A 14,943-nucleotide genomic window follows, 5' to 3' on the forward strand; every position below is an offset into this window, starting at 1 on the left:
TGCAATTCATTCTATCTAATTTCTTTTATTCATCCATTAACGTATCGTCTTTTCTACCTGGCAACACCAAGTTGAGTACTACCCCAACAATCGCCGCTAACGCCATCCCGCCTACTTCAAAAGTCGGGCTGAATTTGATTGTAGCTCCGCCGATTCCAATTACTAGAATAATCGATGCGATGACCAAATTCCGTTGATTGTCAAAATCGATTTTGTGATCAATCAGCATACGCATTCCAGAAGAAGCGATGATACCAAACAGCAGAATGGAAATTCCGCCTAACACTGCTTGAGGTATCGTGGCGATCAAGGCCATTACTTTTCCTAAGAAAGAGAAGAAAATCGCAAATACTGCAGCTCCGACAATTACGTAAACACTATATACACGAGTGATCGCCAGCACACCAATATTTTCTCCATAAGTAGTTTTTGGCGGACCTCCGACCATTCCACTGATCAATGTGCCAATCCCATCGCCGAGCAATGATCTATGCAAACCTGGATTATCGATGTAATTTCTTTCCACCACTTTACCTAGTACAAGCTGGTGTCCGATATGTTCTGCAATCGTCACGATCGCAATCGGTACCATAATAATCAGTAAGGTCGGCGTCACTACAAACGAATAATCCACACCGGGAATCAGCATGTCCGGCACTGCAAACCACTTCGCCTCGACAACTTGGCTGAAGTCCAAGATCCCAATCGCTGCTGAATAAATATACCCGACTACAATTCCGATCAACACGGGCATTAAACTGATAATACCTTTAAAGAACATTAAGCAGAAAACCGCTGAAGCAAGTGTTACCAAGGCTGCTGAAAAATGCAAGCCGCTGTATACATCCTGACCATCCACTTGAATCATACTGGCCATGTTGATTGCCGTTGGTGCAATTGCCAATCCGATGACCATGATGACAGGTCCGACAACAATCGGCGGTAAAATTTTCATGATCCAGCGATAGCCCGTCTTCCATATCACAAGAGAGACAATCGCGTAGACCAATGCGACGAACATACTCCCGATCATCGCACTGCCGATTCCGCCAGTTGTGGTAGCAATCTGAATTGGGATGATAAAGGCGAAGGAAGAACCTAAGTATGCCGGCACTTGAAACTTCGTCACTGCGATAAATACGAGTGTGGCTATACCGCTTGTCAGTAAAGCAATTGCCGGGCTTAATCCCACAAGCTGAGGCACTAAAATTGTTGCGCCGAACATCGCAAACATGTGCTGCAAACTCAATGCCAGCCATCTCACCGGTTGCGGTTTTTCATTTACATCTAATACTTTTTCACTCATTTATCCTGTCCTCCAGCCGCTTATAATGTGCGTGTATGAATCGTTACTCCGTCTGTTCCGTCCGTTTCGGTCATACTTACGACCACTCGTTCTTCACTCGATGTCGGAATGTTCTTCCCTACAAAATCCGGCCGAATCGGCAATTCCCTGTGTCCTCTATCCACGAGTACAGCCAATTGGATTGATGAAGGTCTTCCAAGATCCATAATTGCATCGAGTGCTGCTCGAACCGTCCGTCCTGTATACAGCACATCATCAACTAAAATTACTTTTTGATCTGAAACATCGTGCGCTATATTTACTTGCTGCACTAATGCTTCCGCCTGTTCATGTTTCAACTGAAGATCATCACGATATAGGGTGATATCGAGTTCTCCCGTCTTGATCGGCTTGCCTTCGATTTGCTCAATCTTTTCGGCTAAACGTTTAGCTAAAATTGCACCTCTCGTTTTGATGCCGACCACTATACAATCATCAATCCCTCTATTTTTCTCAATGACCTCATGTGCAATCCTTGTTACCGCTCGTGTGATCGCTTGATCATCTAGTATCGTTGCTTTCTCTGCCATTTTTTAGTTCCCCTTTCCGTTATGTGTATTTATCCATAAGAAAAACCCTCCAGTCAGAGTAGACAGGAGGGCAGACGTGCAGAAAAAAGCATACAGTGATTCTTACCGCAGTAAGTCTCATGTATTTCCGTGCAACCTTCCCAGCCTCACAGGACTGACTTTAAAGGTATCGCTATTCAATTGCTTTATCGAGTATACAGCTAGCCGTTTGTATTTGTCAACGCTTAATGTGCACGTAATTCATTTAGCAACTGTTGATAATTTTCAGGCAACGGAGCCGTAAACTCCATGTACTCACCTGTAGAAGGATGTTGGAAACCAACCGTTCCAGCATGTAAGACTTGTCCGCCATAATCAATTGTTTTCCTCGGACCGTATTTGGGATCGCCAACTAACGGATAACCGATGTATTTCATATGGACACGAATTTGATGCGTTCTCCCTGTTTCTAATCTGCATTCAACCAATGTATAATCGCCAAAACGCTCTAATACTTTAAAATGGGTCACTGCGTTTTTTCCGTTATCCACTACCGCCATTTTTTGACGATCTCGCGGATCTCTTCCGATCGGAGCGTCGATCGTTCCATTATCGTGAGGAATATGGCCGTGAACAAGAGCCGTATAGACACGGTTGACGGATTTTTCCACGAGTTGATCAACTAACGATACATGTGCTTTATCATTTTTTGCGACCATCAACAATCCAGATGTGTCTTTATCGATCCGGTGTACAATACCCGGTCTCATCACACCGTTGATCCCCGACAGATCCGTACACTGATGCATCAATCCATTGACCAGCGTTCCCGATAGATGTCCAGGGGAAGGATGTACGACCATTCCGACTGGCTTATTGACCACAAGGACGTCTTGATCCTCATAAACGATTTCGAGATTTAAGTCTTCTGCTTCAATATCATATGCCTCAGGTTCTGGCTGTTCTACAGAGACAACATCTCCAGTTTTCACTTTATAATTCGATTTTATGAAGCTGCCATTCACTTGGATGCGTTCATCTTTCACCCATTGCTGGATCTGTGTCCGAGACCAATCAGGCTGTAGTAAAGCGAGTGCTTTGTCAATTCGATTGCCAGCTGTTTCTTCTGTAATTTCATATTCAAATCTTTCCATTAAGAGACACCTTTTTTCTTTTTCTTTTTCTCATCGAGTATTACGTGTAATAAGATTAATACGACGGCAATTGTCAGGGCAGCGTCTGCCACATTGAAAATCGGAAAGTCGTAGCGGATGACAGGAATCAGTACATCTACGAAATCAACGACTTCACCTCTCCGTAATCGGTCGATGAAATTTCCGATCGCTCCGCCAAGCAATAACATCAAGCTGACACCAAGAAGCCGATCTTTTTTCCCTTCTGTATGAAAAAAATAAATAATAGCTACGACAACGACAATGGTTACGATATAAAATAGCCACATTTTCCCTTCCAGCATCCCCCACGCTGCACCTCGGTTACGGTGCGAAAGGAAGCCAAAATAAGGATCCCATATAGATATTTGTTCGCCGAGCTCCATATTCTTCACTACTAGCCACTTCGTCAATTGGTCCAATCCTATGACCAGGGCAGCGATTGCATAATAAACGATCACTTCGTCTACCTCCGTCCAGCAAATGTCTTATTCATTTTACCACAAAACCTGCTTAATTTACTCTTATCAATTTTCATTGATCAAAAGCAAAAGCCATCGTCATCCTTGAGTAGATGATGATGGCTTTTGCATCAAGATTGCTTACGCATAGTTCTCTTTCACAACGGATGCGCATCGTGCACATAATGCCGGGTGAGTTGTATCTTCTCCTACAGTTGTAGAGATGGTCCAGCAACGTTCACATTTCTCGCCTTCCGCCGGTTCGACTAGTACAGTTGCACGGTCTAGTTTCAGGGCATTCGGAAGCTCAGTATTTTTGCTTTCTTCAAAAGTGGAGACAATAAAGAACTGAGCGAAGTCAATATCGCTTGCTTGAAGAAGACCTTGTTGATCTTCTGGAAGTACGACGGTGACTTTTGCTTCGAGTGATTTACCGATGACTTTTGCATTTCGCGCTTCTTCCAACGCTTTCAATACATCATCACGGATAGCCATCAAATGATCAAAGCGCTCGCGCAGTTTATCTGCTACCTCGCCTTTTTCATCTGCTTCTGGCATATCTGTCAATTGTACACTGTCCGCTTCCTTCACATTCAAGTAGTTCCACATTTCATCTGCTGTATGCGGTAAGATCGGCGTGATTAGTTTGACTAATGTGATCAACGTATCATACATAACCGTTTGCATAGCGCGGCGATGCGGGTGGTTGACTCCTTCGATATACACGACATCTTTTGCGATATCCAAGTAGAAAGAACTTAAGACGCCTGTGCAGAAATTATTAACCGCATGATAAACACCTGCAAATTCATAGTGATCATATGCAGTACGTACCTCTTTGATCAAGTCTTGAAGCTTCACATAGACATACTGATCAACTGGGCGCATTTCTTCAAATGATACACGGTCTGCTGACGGATCAAAATCGGCTACGTTACCATGCAAGAAACGAATTGTATTACGAATCTTACGGTATACTTCCGAAACTTGCTTAAAGTTGGAATCAGATACTCGAACGTCCGCCGTATAGTCAACAGATGAAACCCATAGACGCACAATGTCAGCGCCCAATTGGTTGATGACTTTCGCCGGCACAATGACATTGCCAAGAGACTTACTCATTTTACGGCCATCTTTATCCAGCGTGAAACCGTGGCTTAAAAGGCCTTTATATGGTGCGATACCATTAATCGCAACGCTTGTTGTCAATGACGAGTTGAACCATCCGCGATACTGGTCAGAACCTTCCAGATACAGATCAGCTGGATAGACAAGGTCGTCACGCTCTTCTAGCACGCCTTGATGCGTCGTCCCAGAATCAAACCAAACGTCCATGATATCCGTTTCTTTTGTAAACTCACCGTTTGGACTTCCTTCATGAGTGAAGCCTTCAGGCAATAATTCTTTTGCTGTACGTTCAAACCAAACATTGGAACCGTGCTCCCGGAATAATTTAGCCACATGGCTGATCGTTTCGTCCGTTAAAATGGCATCTCCATTTTCCGCATAAAACACAGGAATCGGAACCCCCCACACACGTTGACGAGAAATACACCAATCTCCACGGTCACGAACCATGTTAAATAGACGCGTTTCACCCCAAGATGGAGTAAACTTCGTATTTCGGATCGCTTCCAGCAAGTCACTTCTAAACAATTCGATCGAAGCAAACCATTGAGCTGTTGCACGGAAAATAACCGGCTTTTTCGTCCGCCAGTCATGCGGATACGAGTGTGTGATAAAGGAAAGCTTTTTAAGCGCGCCTACTTCTTCCAACTTCTCTGTTACAGCTTTATTCGCATCCTCATAGAACATACCTGCAAAATAAGGTGCTTCTTCTGTCATCACACCGCGGTCATTAATTGGAGATAACGCGTCGATGCCATAAGATTTGGACACATAGAAGTCGTCTTCCCCGTGACCAGGCGCTGTGTGGACACAGCCTGTTCCTGCATCTGCTGTTACGTGCTCCCCAAGCATGATAAGTGAGTCGCGATCATAGAATGGATGCTTCGCAACGATACGATCCAGATCCGCACCTGGCAATTCTTGCTCTATTGAGTAGTTTTCCCACTCTAACTCTTTCGCCAAAAACTCCACTAGCTCTTTCGCCACAACGAGTTTTTCACCATTAACATTCACTACTGCATAAGTGAATGCTGGATGAACCGAAATACCAAGGTTTGCTGGAATCGTCCAAGGCGTTGTCGTCCAGATTAGGAATTTTACATCTTCTGCAAGTACACCTTTGCCGTCACGGACTGGGAAGCTGACGTAAATAGATGGTGATTTCTTATCCTTATATTCGATTTCGGCTTCCGCTAGAGCAGATTCACTTGAAGGGGACCAATAAACAGGTTTTAACCCTTTATAGATATACCCTTTTTTCGCCATTTCACCGAATACTTGAATTTGACGAGATTCAAATTCAGGTTTTAACGTAATATATGGATTTTCCCAATCACCACGTACACCTAAACGCTTAAATTGTGTGCGTTGATTATTGATTTGCTCATACGCATAGTCTTCACACATTTTACGGAATTCCGCAACGCTCATTTTTTTACGGTCCACGCCTTTGTTGACAAGGGCCTGCTCAATCGGCAAGCCATGTGTATCCCAGCCTGGTACATATGGAGCATGGAATCCTGACATCGACTTATATCGAACGATAATATCTTTTAAAACTTTATTGAGGGCATGCCCCATGTGTAGATCTCCATTCGCATACGGCGGTCCGTCATGCAGAACAAAAAACGGTCTGCCCGCTGTACGTTCCTGGACTTTTTGATAAATATTCTCTTCATCCCACTTCTCTTGCATTTTCGGTTCGTTATTCGGTAAATTTCCACGCATCGGAAACTCCGTTTTCGGCATAAGCAATGTATCTTTGTATTCCATTCCGATTCCTCCTCCATAAAATTACGTCCAAAGTATCATTAATTGCTTTCGGAAATTAAAAAAATCCCCATCCCAAAAAGGGACGAGGATATTCTCGCGGTACCACCCTACTTGCAATCGTACAATACAATTGCCGCTTAGACACTTAGTAACGGCAGTGTGACCGGGATCATGTACATATCCATAATCCAGCTCAAGAGTGATTTTCTTCTCAGCTTCTCCACCAGGCTTCCACCACCCCCGGCTCGCTATCGGCAAAGTCTGAAAGTACTCTCTCTTTCATCGCTTCTTCTTTAACTAATTAGTGTAAGTATAGGAATGTCGATTTGAATTGTCAAGCTTCTTATTATTCCTCGTCAGAAGCACTTTCCAGGCTCGATGTATCTAGTTCATACTTAAGCAATTGATCCCAATCATCCATCTGAATCAAATCAAGCTGCGCTTCCACCATCATTTTAAAACGGCTTCTGAAGACTTTCGACTGTTTTTTCAAGTCTTCCACTTCCATTGCAATCTTTCTTGCTCGCGCCAATGCGTCATTAACAATGCGATCTGCATTTCTTTCTGATTCTTTAATAATTAATTTTGATTCCTGTATCGCATTTCTACGCACGTCCTCAGCTGCTTCTTGAGCTGTTAATATGGACTTTTGCAAAGTTTCTTCAATTGTATTGAAATGGGCAATTTTTGCTTCATTATTTATGATAACTTGTTGCAGCTCTTCATTTTTCTTCAAAACGTTCTCATAGTCTTTCATAATTTGCTCTAAAAACTCGTTGACCTCATCTTCATCAAAGCCACGAAATTTCGTACTGAATGCTTTGTTATGTATATCCGTAGGGGTTAAAGCCATGAAATGCTTTCTCCTTTCCGTCTGATCCATCTCGCTTTGATTCTTATAATTCTGTACTACTTGATTAAACACTATATTTCTGATTTTATCAAGGTTTTCTCTATCAGACTAATGCACCAATCACAACGCGGATCTTGTCTTTCCTCGTTCTTCCTTCTATACCGATTATTTTATAGCGTCCGAAGCCCCTGACAGACAGGATATCCTGTTCCTCTACTTCAAAAGCTTGCTGATCGATTATCGCCCAGTTCACTTTGACTTTCTCTCCTTTGATGAGAGAAGAGGCTTTGGCTCTTGAACATTTCGCCAATGAAGCAACCACTGTATCTAAACGGAGAGAACTGATAATGTGCATCTCTTCTGTCCACTCTTCCTGAACATCTATCACATCGTCTGCATTCAAAACAGGCTGTACGGAAACCTTCACCTTGCCGACTTGCGTGAAATTGACGTGGATGTATTCGGAAACCTCTGCTGTTACCGCAAATTGTACGGCTTCTTCCGTAATCCGTATATCGCCAAATCTGGAACGATCAATACCGAGAGATAATAATGAACCGAGAAGTTGTGAATGCTTCATGCTGACAAATTTCTGTGGATATTGAACTTGATACAAACTAATTTGAAAGTCATCCCCTGATGGCGTGTAGTAATCAGGATAAATCAAGACACGTTTGCGCTCGGCATCAGGAAAACCTCCTTCTGAAGCGATTACAAGATCTGAATTTCGGACAATGGATTCCGTAATAAATCGTTGCCGGGGATCCAAGAACTCCGTCAATTTAGGCGCATACGTATCCTCTACTTCTTTCACCCAACTATTTACTTTTTCAATAAACGGTTGTTCTTCTTTTCGAAAATGCTGGAAAATCGATTCCATAGCAAACATTCTCCTTATGCAAAAAAATCCTCACCCCTGTGAGGATTTCCGTTGTGAAATTAAAACTCTTAGTTCAGACGAGTGCTCTGAAAAGTATTAAATAAATCTGCCCGATACCCCGGCCGATTAACTGTAATGCAAAAATTGCTGCGATTGGAGAAATATCAATCATTCCAAGTGGCGGAATGAACTTTCGGAAAAATCCTAGATAAGGTTCTGTGAGCTTACCTAAAATTTGACCAAATTTGGTTTCTCGCGTCGATGGTACCCAAGACATCAAAATATAAATCACCAATAGGATGGAATATACTTGGAGTGCTCCTGAGATTAGTAAATACGCATTGTTCAATAATACGATCATAATGACATGTACACCTCATTCAAAATTGTTCAAGCTTAATTTCCACAGAAGTTGTAGTCCTGGCAGATAGCAGAATCACAGTTACTCTGATATAAATTCTGTAATTGAGCCAGCTACTTCCACGTTCTCAGGTGCACAGAGAAATATATCCGTCCCTACCCGTTGAATATCTCCCCCAAGCGCATATACGGTACCGCTCAGAAAATCAATAATGCGGAAACCCTGATCTCGCTCAATTCGTTGCAAATTCACTACTACCGAACGCTTGTTTTTCAGATGCTCTGCGATATCCTGTGCTTCCGCATAAGCACGCGGCTCCACTAAAATCACTTTTGAAGACTTTTGGACACTTTGCAAACTGATAACCGGTGTAGTTGGAGTTGGTTCTATTGCTTGTTTTTTCACATTGGTTTTTTTCATTTCTTTACGGGCAGGCGGTTGATTGACCATTGGCTGTTTACTTTGAGGTTCATTAACAGTTTCCTCTTCTTCCAACCAAAACAATTTTTCAAATCGTTTCTTGAGGCTCATTCATCTTCCTCGCTTTCTGATCCGACTAATGCTGTGCCGATGCGTATGTGTGTTGCACCTTCTTCAATCGCGATTGTGAAGTCATTTGACATTCCTATCGATAACTTTGTACACGGAGCATAAGATAATTGTTTCGCGGCAATTTTATCACGCAATTCACGTAAAGAGCTAAACACATTGCGTATGGCGCATTCGTCATCAGTATTCGGAGCCATTGTCATCAAGCCGATCACATGTATGTTTTCAAAGGCTGCCAATTGTTCAATAAATGCTTCAACTTCCTCTGGTTCAATACCTGATTTAGACTCTTCGCCAGACACATTGACTTGTACAAAACAGTCCATGGGCTGTTCAGCCCGTTTATTCACTTCTTTCGCAAGGCTCATACGATCTACAGAATGCAGACAGTGAATAGTATGAATCAGCTCTTTAACTTTGCGAGTTTGTAAGTTCCCAATAAAATGCCAGTTCACTGGGTTTTGAATATTCTTTTGCTTTTCCAGCAGCCCTTCCAATCGGTTTTCACCTAAATCCTCCACTCCGATATCCACTAAGGCCTGCGCTCTTTTGGACGATACCGATTTGGTAACCGCGATTAAGGTGATATCTTCTGGATTTCGCTTTGCTTTCTCACATGCTTCGTTAATTTGCTGCTGTATAGTTGCTAACCTTTGTTCTACTAGTTTCACAATATCACTACTTTTCTTCTTCTTTGCTTCATTGTATCAAGCGAGGCGTTGGATATCAACGATTAGTCATCAATTTGGGTGTTTCTTCTGGACAAGGATAATATCTTTGCCGATCGTCATGACGTCTTCATAGCCAACCTTCTGTACGCCTTTTGATTTGGCGTCTGAGAAAAATGAACGCTGTATTTCGCCGATGTGCAGTTTGGCGATTTTTCCACTTTCAATGTCGATGGTGGCGTCTTGTACGAATCCAAGAAAGGATCCTTTTTTTAGTTCGATGACTTCTTTCTTTTGTAAACTAGAAAAACGCATAACTCCGCCTCCTTATTTCATACTATGCTTAGTGTGTTTTATCGAGAACGTAAAAAGCTGTCACAATACCCTTTGGCATTGTGACAGCTGATATACTTCTTATGCTTCGTTGTATTCCCATCTTCATAAAATGCTTTTAAAATGTTCAATCAACCTTTTAGCTGTTCTTTTGTTCAATCCCCAGACGGATTTTATCCATTGCATGTTTTTCAATACGCGAGATTTGCGCCTGTGATATTCCAAGTTCTTTGGCTATTTCGGTTTGCGTTTGGCCTAAATAGAATCTTTTTGAAACAATAAGTTGTTGGCGTTCATTTAGCTCTTCTACACTTTCTTTTATGGAGACATAGGTCATCCAGCGTTCTTCTGAGACACGTTGATCTTGCAGTTGGTCCATCATGTAGATTGGATCTCCGCCATCGCTGTTCATCGGTTCGTGTAAAGACATCGGGTCTTGAATAGCATCAAGTGCGAAAAGAATATCTTCTTCCGGGATGCCCGTTATTTTTTCTAAATCTGAAATACGTGGTTCATGTTGGTGTTCATTAATATACTCTTCTTTTGCTTTTATGGCTTTATAAGCGATGTCACGCAAGGACCTGGATACACGAACAGCATGATGATCCCTTAGGTGCCGCTTGATTTCTCCGATGATCATCGGCACGGCATAAGTGGAAAATCGAACATTGTGCTTTAAATCAAAATTGTCGATGGCTTTCAACAAACCAATACATCCTACTTGGAATAAATCGTCAGCCTGTTCACCACGATAGTTAAAACGCTGAACAAGACTAAGTACGAGCCGCAAATTCGCAAACACCAATTCATCTCTGGCAAATTCGTCGCCGCTTTGCAAACGAATGAATGTTTCTTTCATCACATCGCTTGTTAATAATGGCAGCTCGGACGTATTGATTCCACAAATTTCTACTCTTGTACGTACCATTGGCTTTTCCTCCGCATTCTATAGGTGAGTGTACAAAGTAGTTTGTCCTCAACGCTTTAGAATATGCGGTTTAGAGAATCGCCAATTTCTACCGATACGTCCAATTAAGAAATGGGCTGGTTGAGCCGATCACGAAGCTCGGAAATGATTTTTTTCTCCAATCTTGAAATATAGGACTGTGAGATTCCTAATAAATCCGCAACTTCCTTCTGTGTCATTTCCATTGTGCCCATCAGTCCAAAGCGCTGTTCCATAATATATCGCTCTCTCTCATCAAGGCATTGAATCGCATCTATCATATATTGACGTTCCAACTTTTTTTCAACATCATCTGTAATAATATCTTCATCTGTACCCAGAATATCTGATAGCAGCAATTCATTCCCATCCGCGTCTGAATTCAACGGTTCATCGAATGATATCTCTGAACGCATTCGGCTTGTCTTGCGTAAATGCATCAAAATTTCATTTTCAATACAGCGCGATGCGTACGTAGCGAGCTTAATATTTTTATCAGCTTTAAAAGTTTCGATTGCTTTTATAAGGCCAATTGTTCCGATGCTGATCAAATCTTCAATATTCGTATTGGTATTATCAAAACGTCTTGCAATATACACAACTAACCTTAAATTTTTCTCAATTAAAGTATCACGTGCGGCTGGATCGCCATTCATTAATGCTTGAATTGTTTTGGCTTCCTGTTCTTTGTCCAGTGGCTTAGGGAGGGATTCATGTCCTCCGATATAAAATGTTCCATTCTTTTTTCTAAAAAAACCTGCGATAAAGGAAACCCATTTTTTCACTTCAATTAACATGTATCCGTTCTCCTTTCTTCTTTCATCACTTCCATTGCGCTGACTTGCAAAATTGCTGATGCGCCTTGTGGATATTGACGTTGCTCTTTCGTTAGGACAATATATCCTGAAGGCAATGGCTGTTCATCCACCAACCAGCTTTTGAATTTGATACCAACAGTCCAAGATGCACCCTGTACAGTTTGTAGGCGGATAAGTCGTAGATCTTTTTGATACACAGAAGGAAATCCAGATAGATCAGGCGAATTGTCTGGTTTCCATTTTTCCAAAGCATCTGCAAAATCGGCAGGTAACTGTTCTTTTACTGCCTGATATCCAATAAAATGTACAGGAGCTCCTGAAATCGGCTCAATACAATGATTGCCGGTGTCAATAAACACTTTTAACGGAATAGATTGTCCCCATAGTTGCACGACGGAATCCAGTGTATAACGAATTAAGCTTGTGTTCTTGCGTGTATCTAGCCATTTGATTTTCACAATATAAAGTGAGAGATAAGTTAGTCCGATAGCAATTAACAATAAGTTGTTGTTCTGCATGGTTGGGACATTTGCATAGACGAGTGTCAGAAGTCCACCTGCAAAAAATGCAGCGATTAGGACCGCAAGGACGGAGCTTTTCCAACTGCTGAGCGTTTGTCCAAAGGCGATATATGTCATGCCCAAAAAAGTTACAATGATCGCTAGCATGGAGTATGGAAACAACGTAATAAAGAAGGCTCCGATAAACGAGGCACTCCATAGCCTCCTTCTGCTCGTCTGATGGTTTCCTACTTTATTCGTGAATGACAGGATGGCGTAGTTAAAGAGCATGTTGATTCCTATCATTAGTTCCCCATACATATGCCGGCCTCCTTAGGAATAGATTATCATGGACCTCCTAAAAAAAATGTCAGGACGCGGACGCTTTCCGGCAAAGCCTTCGACAAAGTTTGAGTAGTTTGCTTGTGGAGTTAAATGCAAGACAGGACCAGGAACAGAGTAATTTCATCGAACACACTTCGGCGCTGGCAGATGGCTCCCGCGATGAGCCAGTCAGGAAGACCGCCTGTCTGTCTCGTCGCTACGCCTACCGCTTGTAAGGCGCCTTCGTTTAGCAAATGGAAGAAAAGGAAGCTCATTTTCTGCACAAGCTAGCACTAACAACAAAGTGGTTATTAGATTAAACACCACACATTATTTTAACCACACTAGCGAAGCAGCAACTGCGGGGTCGGCCGTTGCCGTGAGACGACTAGCGCTCTTTGCTAATTGGCTCATGGCAGAAGGCAATCCCCCAGCGGCGAAGCGATGACAATGTACAACCCTATATCCTTGCCTGAATCCACTGTAAGTCGAGCTACGAGACAACGTAATAGTACTTTTTTAAATACTATACTCAAGCACTTTACGCACTCTAGCGTAGCCGCAACTGCGGGGTAGGCCGTTGCCGTGAGACAACTAGCGCTCTTTGCTAGTTGGCTCATGGCAGAAGGCAATCCCCCAGCGGCGAAGCGGTGATAATGTACAAACCTGTATTTATTTCGGATATTCTAAAAAATCGAGCAACGTAACAACAAAAAGAGTAACTTCACTGAACCCACTTCGGCGCTTGCGGATGGCTCCCGCGTTTAGCATGTAGAAAAAAAGAAGTTCATTCTCTGCACAAGCTAGCACTAACAACAAAGAGGATATTAGATTAAACACCACACACATTATTTTAACCACACTAGCGTAGCCGCAACTGCGGGGTCGGCCGTTGCCAAGAGCCAACTAGCGCCCTTTGCTAGTTGGCTCTTGGCGGGAGGCAATCCCCCAGCGGCGAAGCGGTGTCAATGTACACCCCCACCTCTTGCCAGAACCCACTATCAGTCGAGCCACGGGACAAAACAAGCTTCTAAAATTGAATACATCGGATACAGGAGCATGCAAAATAAAAAAGCTTCCCACTAGAGAGCTTAGTCTCATGTGGAAAGCTTTGGTTTATAAATTATTTACGTCGTTGACGGTTGCGTAAGAACGTTGGGATGTCCAGTTGTTCTTCGTGTTGGTTCGTTTGTGGCTGTCTTGGCTCAGGTTGCTCGTAACGAGGCTCTTCACGTCTAGTTGGTGTAGGTGCCTGTTGTTGAACCGGCTTGCTTTCGCGTTGACGAATGCCGCTGCCAACTCCTGGGCCTCTGCCTGGACGTGGTGCTGTCAGGTGTTCTTCGTTAAAACCGGTTGCGATGACTGTGACGATGATTTCGTCCTTTAGGTTATCGTTGATGACGGAACCGAAGATCATGTTAACATCTTCATCGGATGCTGTCGCTACGATGTCTGCCGCTTCTTGTACTTCAAATAAACTTAGGTTAGAGCCGCCTGTAATATTCATCAGGACGCCTTTTGCACCATCGATGGACGTTTCAAGCAATGGACTGGAAATCGCTTTTTTGGCTGCTTCCGCTGCTCTGTTTTCTCCAGTGGACATGCCGATCCCCATCAAGGCAGAACCTTTATTTGACATGATCGTTTTGACATCTGCAAAGTCCAAGTTAATAAGTCCAGGAACCGCGATAAGATCGGAAATACCTTGAACCCCTTGACGCAATACATTGTCGGCTTCTCTGAACGCTTCAAGCATTGGTGTATTTTTATCGACGATTTCAAGCAATTTATCATTTGGAATAACGATTAATGTATCGACAGCTTCCTTCATGCCGGTAATTCCACCGATGGCTTGTGTCGATCTCTTTCTTCCTTCAAACGTGAATGGACGTGTCACGACACCGACCGTCAATGCACCTAGATCTTTAGCAATTTGAGCGATGACAGGTGCTGCACCCGTACCCGTACCTCCACCCATTCCCGCTGTAACAAATACCATATCTGCTCCGCGTAATGCTTCTTCAATTTGTTCTTTGCTTTCTTCTGCTGCCTTTTTCCCTACTTCAGGATTCGCACCAGCACCTAGACCCCTAGTCAATTTCTCCCCAATTTGCAACTTCACTTCAGCCGAAGAAAGTTTCAATGCTTGGGCGTCTGTGTTAACTGCAATAAATTCAACGCCTTGCACCCCGTGTTCAATCATTCGATTCACTGCGTTGTTCCCGCCGCCACCTACTCCAATAACTTTTATTACTGCTAATGCATCTACATTCGTCTCAAATTCAAGCATTGGTACTCCTCCTCTTCTTTATCTGCAATTCCC

Annotated in this window: 16 protein-coding genes and 1 other annotated feature; all 16 genes read right to left on the minus strand. The window is 42.9% G+C overall.

The genetic code is table 11. From position 1 onward, the window contains the following. Nucleotides 1-25 precede the first annotated feature (25 nt). The 16 genes from B5D59_RS09890 to ftsZ all read right to left on the minus strand — a co-directional run bounded on the left by B5D59_RS09890 (nucleotide 26) and on the right by ftsZ (nucleotide 14,910). A complete protein-coding gene (locus B5D59_RS09890; protein ID WP_078817799.1) occupies nucleotides 26-1,306 on the minus strand; it encodes a uracil-xanthine permease family protein in 1,281 nt (426 codons plus the stop codon). Nucleotides 1,307-1,326: 20 nt separating this feature from the next. Further along, nucleotides 1,327-1,875: a bifunctional pyr operon transcriptional regulator/uracil phosphoribosyltransferase PyrR gene (pyrR, locus tag B5D59_RS09895; RefSeq protein ID WP_009765574.1), complete on the minus strand. Its 549-nt coding sequence runs from the start codon at nucleotides 1,873-1,875 to the stop codon at nucleotides 1,327-1,329. Nucleotides 1,876-2,099: 224 nt separating this feature from the next. Continuing rightward, the gene (locus B5D59_RS09900) at nucleotides 2,100-3,008 is read right to left on the minus strand and encodes an RluA family pseudouridine synthase (protein ID WP_078817800.1); all 909 of its coding nucleotides are present in this window, start codon (nucleotides 3,006-3,008) and stop codon (nucleotides 2,100-2,102) included. After that, nucleotides 3,008-3,487: a signal peptidase II gene (gene lspA, locus B5D59_RS09905; RefSeq protein ID WP_078817801.1), complete on the minus strand. Its 480-nt coding sequence runs from the start codon at nucleotides 3,485-3,487 to the stop codon at nucleotides 3,008-3,010. The genes B5D59_RS09900 and lspA overlap by 1 nt, the downstream gene beginning before the upstream one ends. A gap of 141 nt (nucleotides 3,488-3,628) precedes the next feature. Continuing rightward, entirely contained in the window at nucleotides 3,629-6,388 is a 2,760-nt protein-coding gene (gene ileS, locus B5D59_RS09910) for an isoleucine--tRNA ligase (protein WP_078817802.1), read from the minus strand. A 75-nt stretch (nucleotides 6,389-6,463) separates the two neighbouring features. Then, nucleotides 6,464-6,680: a binding site (T-box leader), on the minus strand. A 54-nt stretch (nucleotides 6,681-6,734) separates the two neighbouring features. Further along, nucleotides 6,735-7,241 carry a DivIVA domain-containing protein gene (locus B5D59_RS09920; protein ID WP_040758260.1) on the minus strand — a complete coding sequence of 169 codons (507 nt, stop codon included), beginning with the start codon at nucleotides 7,239-7,241 and terminating at the stop codon, nucleotides 6,735-6,737. Between the two features lie 103 nt (nucleotides 7,242-7,344). Further along, nucleotides 7,345-8,121 carry a YlmH family RNA-binding protein gene (locus B5D59_RS09925; protein WP_078817804.1) on the minus strand — a complete coding sequence of 259 codons (777 nt, stop codon included), beginning with the start codon at nucleotides 8,119-8,121 and terminating at the stop codon, nucleotides 7,345-7,347. A 73-nt stretch (nucleotides 8,122-8,194) separates the two neighbouring features. Next, complete coding sequence (locus B5D59_RS09930) at nucleotides 8,195-8,482, minus strand: YggT family protein (protein ID WP_009765580.1); 288 nt, start codon at nucleotides 8,480-8,482, stop codon at nucleotides 8,195-8,197. 81 nt (nucleotides 8,483-8,563) lie between these two features. Next, nucleotides 8,564-9,013 carry a cell division protein SepF gene (locus B5D59_RS09935; protein WP_078817805.1) on the minus strand — a complete coding sequence of 150 codons (450 nt, stop codon included), beginning with the start codon at nucleotides 9,011-9,013 and terminating at the stop codon, nucleotides 8,564-8,566. Further along, a complete protein-coding gene (locus B5D59_RS09940; protein WP_078817806.1) occupies nucleotides 9,010-9,702 on the minus strand; it encodes a YggS family pyridoxal phosphate-dependent enzyme in 693 nt (230 codons plus the stop codon). The genes B5D59_RS09935 and B5D59_RS09940 overlap by 4 nt, the downstream gene beginning before the upstream one ends. Nucleotides 9,703-9,771: 69 nt before the next feature. Beyond that, a complete protein-coding gene (locus tag B5D59_RS09945) occupies nucleotides 9,772-10,014 on the minus strand; it encodes a PRC-barrel domain-containing protein (RefSeq protein ID WP_078817807.1) in 243 nt (80 codons plus the stop codon). Between the two features lie 157 nt (nucleotides 10,015-10,171). After that, nucleotides 10,172-10,960 (minus strand): RNA polymerase sporulation sigma factor SigG, encoded by a 789-nt coding sequence (gene sigG / locus B5D59_RS09950; RefSeq protein WP_009765585.1) that lies wholly within the window; start codon nucleotides 10,958-10,960, stop codon nucleotides 10,172-10,174. 104 nt (nucleotides 10,961-11,064) lie between these two features. Next, nucleotides 11,065-11,775, minus strand: a complete 711-nt coding sequence (gene sigE, locus B5D59_RS09955) for an RNA polymerase sporulation sigma factor SigE (protein ID WP_009765586.1) — start codon at nucleotides 11,773-11,775, stop codon at nucleotides 11,065-11,067. Further along, complete coding sequence (locus B5D59_RS09960; protein WP_078817808.1) at nucleotides 11,769-12,617, minus strand: sigma-E processing peptidase SpoIIGA; 849 nt, start codon at nucleotides 12,615-12,617, stop codon at nucleotides 11,769-11,771. Before B5D59_RS09960 ends, sigE begins: the two co-directional genes overlap by 7 nt. A 110-nt stretch (nucleotides 12,618-12,727) precedes the next feature. Continuing rightward, nucleotides 12,728-12,895, minus strand: coding sequence for a hypothetical protein (locus B5D59_RS18205; RefSeq protein WP_176132548.1), 168 nt, complete (start codon nucleotides 12,893-12,895; stop codon nucleotides 12,728-12,730). An 848-nt stretch (nucleotides 12,896-13,743) separates the two neighbouring features. Beyond that, the gene (ftsZ, locus tag B5D59_RS09965) at nucleotides 13,744-14,910 is read right to left on the minus strand and encodes a cell division protein FtsZ (protein WP_009765590.1); all 1,167 of its coding nucleotides are present in this window, start codon (nucleotides 14,908-14,910) and stop codon (nucleotides 13,744-13,746) included. Nucleotides 14,911-14,943 lie beyond the last annotated feature (33 nt).

The organism is Sporosarcina newyorkensis (genome assembly GCF_900167515.1).
In the GTDB taxonomy this organism is placed as follows: Bacteria; Bacillota; Bacilli; order Bacillales_A; family Planococcaceae; genus Sporosarcina; species Sporosarcina newyorkensis.

What these genes read in the sequence shown, in the direction of transcription:
- B5D59_RS09890 (WP_078817799.1), bottom strand. Translation starts at nt 1,306, where the DNA reads ATGAGTGAAAAAGTATTAGATGTAAATGAAAAACCGCAACCGGTGAGA.
- pyrR (WP_009765574.1), bottom strand. Translation starts at nt 1,875, where the DNA reads ATGGCAGAGAAAGCAACGATACTAGATGATCAAGCGATCACACGAGCG.
- B5D59_RS09900 (WP_078817800.1), bottom strand. Translation starts at nt 3,008, where the DNA reads ATGGAAAGATTTGAATATGAAATTACAGAAGAAACAGCTGGCAATCGA.
- ileS (WP_078817802.1), bottom strand. Translation starts at nt 6,388, where the DNA reads ATGGAATACAAAGATACATTGCTTATGCCGAAAACGGAGTTTCCGATG.
- B5D59_RS09920 (WP_040758260.1), bottom strand. Translation starts at nt 7,241, where the DNA reads ATGGCTTTAACCCCTACGGATATACATAACAAAGCATTCAGTACGAAA.
- B5D59_RS09925 (WP_078817804.1), bottom strand. Translation starts at nt 8,121, where the DNA reads ATGGAATCGATTTTCCAGCATTTTCGAAAAGAAGAACAACCGTTTATT.
- B5D59_RS09930 (WP_009765580.1), bottom strand. Translation starts at nt 8,482, where the DNA reads ATGATCGTATTATTGAACAATGCGTATTTACTAATCTCAGGAGCACTC.
- B5D59_RS09935 (WP_078817805.1), bottom strand. Translation starts at nt 9,013, where the DNA reads ATGAGCCTCAAGAAACGATTTGAAAAATTGTTTTGGTTGGAAGAAGAG.
- B5D59_RS09945 (WP_078817807.1), bottom strand. Translation starts at nt 10,014, where the DNA reads ATGCGTTTTTCTAGTTTACAAAAGAAAGAAGTCATCGAACTAAAAAAA.
- sigG (WP_009765585.1), bottom strand. Translation starts at nt 10,960, where the DNA reads ATGGTACGTACAAGAGTAGAAATTTGTGGAATCAATACGTCCGAGCTG.
- sigE (WP_009765586.1), bottom strand. Translation starts at nt 11,775, where the DNA reads ATGTTAATTGAAGTGAAAAAATGGGTTTCCTTTATCGCAGGTTTTTTT.
- B5D59_RS09960 (WP_078817808.1), bottom strand. Translation starts at nt 12,617, where the DNA reads ATGTATGGGGAACTAATGATAGGAATCAACATGCTCTTTAACTACGCC.
- B5D59_RS18205 (WP_176132548.1), bottom strand. Translation starts at nt 12,895, where the DNA reads ATGAGCTTCCTTTTCTTCCATTTGCTAAACGAAGGCGCCTTACAAGCG.
- ftsZ (WP_009765590.1), bottom strand. Translation starts at nt 14,910, where the DNA reads ATGCTTGAATTTGAGACGAATGTAGATGCATTAGCAGTAATAAAAGTT.